This is a genomic window from Nonomuraea sp. NPDC001684 (assembly GCF_053596515.1).
The window spans coordinates 1-7,441 of the sequence record NZ_JBSFGJ010000451.1; the positions used below are offsets into that span (position 1 = coordinate 1).

Annotated in this window: 7 protein-coding genes; 4 read left to right on the plus strand and 3 right to left on the minus strand. The window is 74.3% G+C overall.

Going from position 1 to position 7,441, the window contains the following annotated elements:
- A partial coding sequence (locus tag ACWCSD_RS43415) for an alpha-amylase family glycosyl hydrolase (RefSeq protein ID WP_449923966.1) occupies positions 1-1,299 on the plus strand: 1,299 nt, incomplete at its 5' end.
- Here ACWCSD_RS43415 and ACWCSD_RS43420 read toward each other — a convergent pair.
- On the minus strand, positions 1,294-1,659 hold the full coding sequence (locus ACWCSD_RS43420) for a hypothetical protein (protein WP_449923969.1): 366 nt from the start codon (positions 1,657-1,659) through the stop codon (positions 1,294-1,296). The genes ACWCSD_RS43415 and ACWCSD_RS43420 overlap by 6 nt on opposite strands.
- Between ACWCSD_RS43420 and ACWCSD_RS43425 the strand changes: the two genes are divergently transcribed.
- Positions 1,637-2,374, plus strand: coding sequence for a hypothetical protein (locus ACWCSD_RS43425; RefSeq protein ID WP_449923972.1), 738 nt, complete (start codon positions 1,637-1,639; stop codon positions 2,372-2,374). The two genes, ACWCSD_RS43420 and ACWCSD_RS43425, sit on opposite strands and share 23 nt — an antisense overlap.
- Positions 2,375-2,463: 89 nt before the next feature.
- Here the strand turns inward: ACWCSD_RS43425 and ACWCSD_RS43430 are convergent, their stop codons facing one another.
- On the minus strand, positions 2,464-2,625 hold the full coding sequence (locus tag ACWCSD_RS43430) for a hypothetical protein (protein WP_449923975.1): 162 nt from the start codon (positions 2,623-2,625) through the stop codon (positions 2,464-2,466).
- Positions 2,626-2,848: 223 nt separating this feature from the next.
- Here ACWCSD_RS43430 and ACWCSD_RS43435 point away from each other — a divergent pair, with 223 nt between their 5' ends.
- Positions 2,849-3,715: a methyltransferase gene (locus ACWCSD_RS43435; protein WP_449923978.1), complete on the plus strand. Its 867-nt coding sequence runs from the start codon at positions 2,849-2,851 to the stop codon at positions 3,713-3,715.
- Between the two features lie 31 nt (positions 3,716-3,746).
- On the opposite strand, the gene ACWCSD_RS43440 is transcribed toward ACWCSD_RS43435, so the two are convergent.
- Positions 3,747-5,054 (minus strand): FAD-binding oxidoreductase, encoded by a 1,308-nt coding sequence (locus ACWCSD_RS43440; protein WP_449923984.1) that lies wholly within the window; start codon positions 5,052-5,054, stop codon positions 3,747-3,749.
- A gap of 93 nt (positions 5,055-5,147) precedes the next feature.
- On the opposite strand from ACWCSD_RS43440, the gene ACWCSD_RS43445 reads away from it, so the two are divergent.
- The coding region (locus ACWCSD_RS43445) for a BTAD domain-containing putative transcriptional regulator (protein WP_449923981.1) at positions 5,148-7,441 on the plus strand (2,294 nt) is incomplete at its 3' end.

Consider the following 7,441-nt stretch of genomic DNA (forward strand, 5'->3'; position numbering starts at 1 on the left):
TCCGTGGTCTACGGTCCCGCCGACCAACCCGCCATCTTTCGTAGGACCGGGGCAGATGGAGTCGCCCTGCCCCTCGTAGGGCATGCCAGGCGGCGCCACAGCTCCGCCCAGCACCCCTGGTTCCAGGCCGCGCTGCGGGGCGAGAAACGCGACCGGTACATCTTCCGCGACACGACCAACAACTGGCAGTCCACGTTCAGCGGCCCGGCGTGGACCCAGGTCCCCGACGGGCAGTGGTACCTGCACCTGTTCGCCCCCGAACAGCCCGACTTCAACTGGCGCAACCCCGAGGTGCACGCGGAGTTCCTCGACGTCCTGCGCTTCTGGCTGGACAAGGGCGTGGACGGGTTCCGCATCGACGTGGCGATGGGCCTGTACAAGGCCGAGGGGCTGCCCGACGTCGGCGACCAGTCGTTCACGTCGGTCTCGCCGGTCTGGGGGCAGCCGGAGGTGCACGGCGTCTACCGCGACTGGCGCAAGGTGCTGGACGCCTACCCCGGTGAGCGCATGGCCGTCGGCGAGGTCTGGACCGACAGCGCCGAGGACCTCGCCCTCTACGTACGCCCGGACGAGCTGCACCAGAGCTTCAACTTCGCCTGGCTGCAGGCGCCCTGGTCGCCGACCGCGTTCAAGAAGGTGATCGACGACACCCTGGCCTCGGTCCCGTACGCGACCTGGGTGCTGTCCAACCACGACGTCGTACGCCATCGCACCCGCTACGAGACCGCCGATCCCGGCACGGGCCTGGCGCGGGCCAGGGCGGCGCTGCTCACGATGCTGGCGCTGCCCGGCTCGGCCTACCTCTACCAGGGCGAGGAGCTGGGCCTGCCGGAGGTGACCGACCTGCCGGCCGAGGCCAGGCAGGACCCGGTGTTCTTCCAGTCGGAGGGCAAGCTGCCGGGCCGCGACGGCTGCCGGGTGCCGCTGCCGTGGTCGGCGGAGTCGCCCTCCTACGGGTTCTCGCCGCCCGGCGTGCGGCCCTGGCTGCCGCAGCCGGCCGCCTTCGCCGAGCTGACGGCCGAGAAGCAGGAGGGCGACGCGGACTCGACGCTGGAGTTCTACCGCCGGGCCCTGGCCTGCCGCCGCGAGGTGGCGGGTGCGATTCCTTACACCCTGGAGTGGCTGGACTCCCCCGAAGGAGCGCTTTTCTTCTCCCGGGGTCCGCTGATCTGCGCGATCAACTGCGGGATGGAGCCCGTACGGCTGCCGGCGCACGACGCGGTGCTGCTGTCCAGCGGCCCCGTCCAGGCCGGGACGCTGCCGCCGGACACCGCCGTGTGGCTGCGCCGGGAGTCATGACCGAGAACCGGCCCGCTGCTCGCCGCGGACGGGGATGACGGGCAGCGACACCAGCGCGCAGGCCAGGCCGGCCGCGTACGCCGCCCAGTACCCCGTCCCGGTGATCAGCGCCCCGGCCAGCGGCGTCACGCCCAGGGCGACGACGTTCTGGACGGTGTTGTGGGTGCCGAGCACCTTGCCCGCCCAGGCGGGGCCGGCCAGCTCGCCCGCCCTCAGGTAGGCCAGCCCGTTGCCGGACACGGTCAGCACCGAGGCCGTGGCCAGCGCCACCGGGCCGAGCAGGCTGTCCGTCGCCGTGCCCACGACCAGCAGGGCGAGCACGGCCAGGCAGGCGCAGGTGAGCAGCAGCAGGGGACGCATCCGCAGGCCGACCCAGTGGATCTACACCGAGAACCGTGACGTGGGCTGGGACAAGGGTATCGACCAGGGCGAACGGCTCACCCCGCGGACACCGCTGCCCGAGACGCTCGAACCGCTCTGGACCCGGGCCGACGGCAAGCGGGTGGGCTATCTGGTGAACGGCAAGCTGCAGACCTCCGATCCCGGTGAGAGGGAGCCGGAGAACACCTACGCGTTGCTGGCCTCGCTGCCGACCGACCCTGACGCGCTCCTGGCCGAATACCGTGAGCTCTACCAGGGGCAGGTCCCTGCCGATGACGAGTGGATCTTCCTGCGCTTCGCCGTGACCCTCAGCCAGAACCTCGTCTCACCGGAGCACGAGGCCGCGATCTTCAAGGCGATAGCCAAGCTGCCCGGAGTGACGGTGGACGAGACGGCGGCCGACACCGAGGGACGCCCGGCGCTGTCGGTCTCTCAAGTCGCCGAAGGCTGGCGCAAGGTCGAAATCCTCCTGGACCCCACGACCTACGCCTACCGGGCGCGGCGGGAGACGGCGATCACCGACCATGAGGAGCGTTACCCCAAGCCGAACGGCGTCCTGATGTACACCTTCAAGGACGGCAAGCAGGTCCCCGTTCCTCCTCATCTGGAGTGGAGCATCGAGAAGGGAACGACCTGGTCGATCTCCGCCCGCGTCGCGATCGGCGTCGTGGACCAGGCCGGGGAGCGGCCATGACCCTCCTGGGCCTGGACATCCCCGACACCACCACGGAGGCCGTCGCCGCGATCAACCGCACCACCGCGGGCGCACACGGGAGACGCGCGTCAGGCCGTCTCCCGTCTGGTCCATGCGCCCACGTGCGAGACGTCGAGGAGTTCGGCTCCGTCTCCGAGCGGCAGCGCCTCGGAGGCCCTGCCCTCGACGTACCGGCCGAGGAACGCCGGCGTCGGCGCGCCCACGAGCCGGGTGACGCGCTGCCCGTCCACGAGGCCGAGGCGACCGAGGTGGCCCAGGCGGTGCTTGTCGGGCAGCAGCGCCAGGTCCGTGAAGTCCCGGCGCCCGGCGCCGGCGCTCCGCCGCTCGCGGCGTGCCGCATCGTGCGCTCGACCCCGTGCCCCCGCTCGCCGAGATGACGAACCCAGGGCGTCGTGCCTGATTTCAGCCGATGTCGTGCTGACACGGCACGCGGAAGATCGTGAAGATGTACGCATGAGTTCATCGCAGCCCTTCGCCGGCCCCGGGTCCGCCCCGGATCACCGCTACCTGCTCGACAACGCCCGGGTGGAGGCGGGCGAGCGGTTCACCTGGCTGGCCGAGCTGTTCGACGGCGTCACACGGGGACACTTCGACCGGCTCGGCGTGCAGGCGGGCTGGCGTTGCTGGGAAGTCGGCGCGGGAGGCCCCGGCATCCCCGAGGCGCTCGCCACGGCTGTCGGGCCGACCGGTCACGTGCTGGCCACCGACATCAACCCCACCTGGCTGGACCCGCACGCCGGGTACGAGGTGCTCCGGCACGACGTCGTCGCGGACCCGCCGCCGCAGCCGGGCACGTTCGACCTGGTGCACGCCCGGCTCGTGCTGGTCCACGTGCCCGACCGTGCCCGGGCGCTGGCGACGATGGTGGCGGCGCTGCGCCCCGGTGGCCGGCTGTTGATCGAGGACGCCGACACCGAGCTGCAGCCGCTGGCCTGCCTCGACGAGGCCGGCCCGGCACAGCGGCGCGCCAACCGGCTGCGGCGCGCCGTCCGGGAGTTGCTGACCCGCCGTGGCGCCGACCTGCGCTTCGGCCGGAAGCTGCCGCGGGCGTTGCGCGCGGCCGGCCTGGTCGACGTCGCGGCGGCCGGCTGCTTCCCGGTCGGCGGGGTGGCCTGCGACCGGCTGGAGGCCGCGACGGTGCGCATGGTCCGCGCCGAGTTGCTCGCCGCCGGGCTGGCCGACGACGCCGAGATCGACGCGCACCTGGCCGCCGTCGAGGCCGGCGAGCTCGACCTCACCCTCGCGCCGCTGATCTCGGCATGGGGACGCCGCCCGGAACAGCCCGAGCCGCGGCTCACCGAGGCGTCCGAGCCGCGGTGAACCGCGGTGAGACGCGGCCCCCCGGTGGTCGTCAGGCGAGGACGGGGAAGTTGCCGCGGAAGGTGCCGCGGGGATCGCGGGACCGCTTGACGTCCCGGAGGCGGGCCAGGTCGTCCGGGGCGAAGGCGGCGGCGGCGCGCTCGCCCGGCGCGAGGAAGGTGAACGGCTTGCGCCCCGACGTGCAGGGCACCAGCGCCCCCGTCAGCCGGTCCATGCGCTCGCGCACGGCGGCGCCCCCGTCCTGCCCGGGGATGCCGAACAGGTACAGCGCGTACGGCTCCGCCAGGTGCCCGGCCGGGATGCCGGAGGGCCGGGCCAGCGCGCCGCCCAGGTGCCGGACCTGGACGCTGAGCAGCGGGTCGATGGGCTGCTCCAGCAGCACGGCGGCCACGTCGTCGGTCAGCCCGGTCAGCAGTTCGGCGCGGGACATGCCGGGGCCGGGGTCGGTGGGTTCGGCGGTGATGGCGCCCAGTCCGGCGACCGGCAGCACGGCACGGGAGTCGGACAGGCGTCCCGCGATCTTCTCCAGTGGCCGCATCAGCGTCTCGGCGTCGCCGCCCGCGCCCAGGTGGGTGGCGTCCACGGCCACCAGCGGGGCGGCGCCGGGGAACTGCAGGAGGTCGTACCAGAGGGTCAGTTCGTCGGGTGCGGTGGCGGTGATCTCGCGGTAGGCCTCCAGGACGGCGGGGGCCGTCGCGGCGGGCCACAACATGCGGCCGCCGTAGAGGTCGGGGGCCGGGTGCAGGTCGAATTCGAGCGCGGTGACGATGGCGAAGTCGCCGCCGCCGCCGCGCAGGGCCCAGAACAGCTCGGGGTCGTCGTCGGCGGTGATCCGGGCGCGCGTGCCCGTGGCGTCCACGATGTCGAAGGCGCGGACGCTGCCGGCCGCCCAGCCGTGCCGGCGGCCGAACCAGCTCAGGCCGCCGCCCAGGGTGTAGCCGGTGACGGTCACCGCCGGGCTGCTGCCGGCCAGTCCGGTCAGCCCGTGCGGGCTCGCGGCCTCCTGGACGCGGCCCCACTTCACGCCGGCCCCCGCGCGGGCGACGCGTTCGGCGGGGTCCACGTGCAGGTGGTCGAGGCGGGCGGTGCGCAGCAGGATCGCCTCGCCGGTGTCGCCCGTGGCTCCGTGGCCGCTCGGCTGGGTGGTGATGGTCAGTCCTGCCAGGTGGGCGTGCCGGACGAGCGCGGCCACGTCCTCGGCGTCGGCGGCCTCGACCACGGCCCGCACGGGCTGGTCGATCGCCAGGTTCCAGGGCCGCCGGGCCTGCTCGAACCCTTCGTCGCCGGCCGCGAGCACCGTGCCCCGGACCACTCCGCGCAGTTCGTCCCCGATGTTCATGTTCACGCCTCTCTCGTCGATGGGTCCACTTTGTCGGGTGGGGGCTGGGGTCGAGCTGGGATCGAGTTGAGGTGCCGTAGGGTGGGGACGGACATGGCAGGGTTGGAGTTCCGGCTGTTCGGGCCGCTTGAGGTCGCCGGCGGGCAGGGTGTGCTGGATCTCGGTACGCGTAAGCAGCGTGCCCTGGTCACGATGCTGGCCCTGGAGCCCGGCCGGGTGGTGTCGCTCGACCGGCTCATCGACGAGCTGTGGGCGGGGGAGCCGCCCGCCGGGGCGACCCGCACTCTGCAGGCGTACATCGCCCATCTGCGCCGGGTGCTGGAGCCCGACCGGCCGCCGCGTACCCCGCCGCGTGTCCTGCTCACCCGTGAGCCGGGCTATCTGCTGGCCGTCGCGCCCGGTCAGGTGGACCTGTGGCGGTTCGCCTCCTGGGCCGGCGAGGGCCGCGCGGCGCTGGCGGGCGGCGCGCCCGGCCGGGCCGTCGAGCTGCTCGACCGGGCGCTCGGGCTGTGGCGGGGGGAACCGCTGGGGGAGTTCGCCGGTCAGGAGTTCGCCCAGTCGGTCGCCGCGCGGCTCGCCGAGATCCGCCTCACCGCTCTGGAGGACCGTTTCGACGCGCGCCTTGCTCTGGGGGAGGACGCGCCTCTGATCCCCGGTCTGGAGGCGCTGGTCGAGGCCGAGCCGTACCGGGAGCGGGCCTGGTCGCTGCTCGTGCGCGCGCTCTACCGGGCCGGACGGCAGGCCGACGCGCTGGCCGCGCTGCGCCGGGTGCGTGAGCGGCTGTCGGCCGATCTCGGGCTGAGTCCCGGCCCCGACCTGCGGGAGCTGGAACGCGCGGTCTTCGACCAGGCGCCCGAGCTGCGTCCGCCGGTGGCCGAGCCGGTGGCGGCGTTCGTCCCGGCCGCTCCCGAACCGGAGGGCGAGGCCCTCATCGCCCGCTCGGCCGAACTGGAGCTGGTGGCGCGGCGGCTGGGCGCCGCGCGGCGCGGCGACGGTGGGGCCGTGCTGGTCATGGGGGAGGCGGGCATCGGCAAGACCCGGTTCGTCCGGGCCGCCGCCGACCTGGCCGCCGCGCGCGGGTTCCGGGTGGCGTGGGGACGTTGCGCCGATCGCGCCGCCTCGGCCTTCTGGCCCTGGACGCAGATCCTGCGCGAGGCGGGCGATGCCACCGGGTTGCTGTCCGGCCGCGCCCGCGACCCCGAGCAGGATCTGTTCGGCCTGTACGAGCAGGTCCTGGACGTCCTGACCCGGCCGCAGGCGCCTTTGGCCGTCGTCTTCGAAGACCTCCACTGGGCCGACGTGTCCTCGCTGCGGCTGCTGGAGTTCGTCGCCGAGTCCGCGCTGCGGCGTCCGCTGCTCGTCCTGGTCACCTGCCGTCCCGAGCCCGGCGACCACCCCGGCGAGCTGCGCGGGACGCTGGCGGCGCTGACGCGGTCGGGTGAGCGCCTGGAGCTGCCGCCGTTCACCTCCGGCGACGTGGCCGCCTTCCTGCGGGCCAAGCACGTCGCCGACGAGCCCGGCCTGGTCGGCGACCTGCTCGACAGGACCGGCGGCAACCCCTTCTACCTCGGCGAGGTGCTGCGCCTGCCGCGCGGCGAGCGCACGGTCCCCAGCGGCGCCCGTGACGTGATCGAGCGTCGCGTCGCGCGCCTGCCCGACGAGACCCGGGTCCTGCTCGCCGCCGCCGCCGTGGCCGGCCGTGACGTGGACGCCGGCCTGCTGGAAGCCGTCACCGGCAGCACCGCCGAGCAGGTGATGGCCGCTCTGGAGCCGGCCGTCGCCACCGGTCTGCTGACCGAGCCGCCCGCCGGGCCCGACTACCGCTTCTCGCACGCTCTCGTCCAGGAGGCCCTGTACGCCGGGCTCGGCAGGCTCGACCGTTCGCGCCTGCACCTGCGTACGGGCGAGGCGCTGGAAGGCGTCCTGCCCGAGTCGCGGTCGGCCACGCTCGCCCACCACTTCTCCCAGGCGGGCCGCCTCGACGTCGCGGGGAGAACGCTCAGGTACGCCTCCCGCGCCGCCCGGCACGCCGGCGCGCAGCTCGCCCACACCGAGGCGGCCGGTTTCTGGACGCTCGCCCTGTCGGCGCTCGAACCCGGCCGCGACGCCGAACGCGCCCGCCTGCTCACCGAGCTCGGCCACGCCCACCGCGCCGCCGGTCGGCCCCAGGACGCGCACCGCGACTGGGAGGAGGCGATCGGCCTGGCCAGGGCCGCCGGCGACCGGGAGGCGCTCATCTCCGCGGTCACCGCCATCGGCGGCCCGGCCCTGTGGAACTGGCGCCCGTACGGCGTCGTCGACCCCGACCTGGTCGCCGTCATCGAAGAGCTGCTCGACGGCCCGCTGCCGGACGCCGACCGCGCCACCCTCCTGGGCACCCTCGCCCT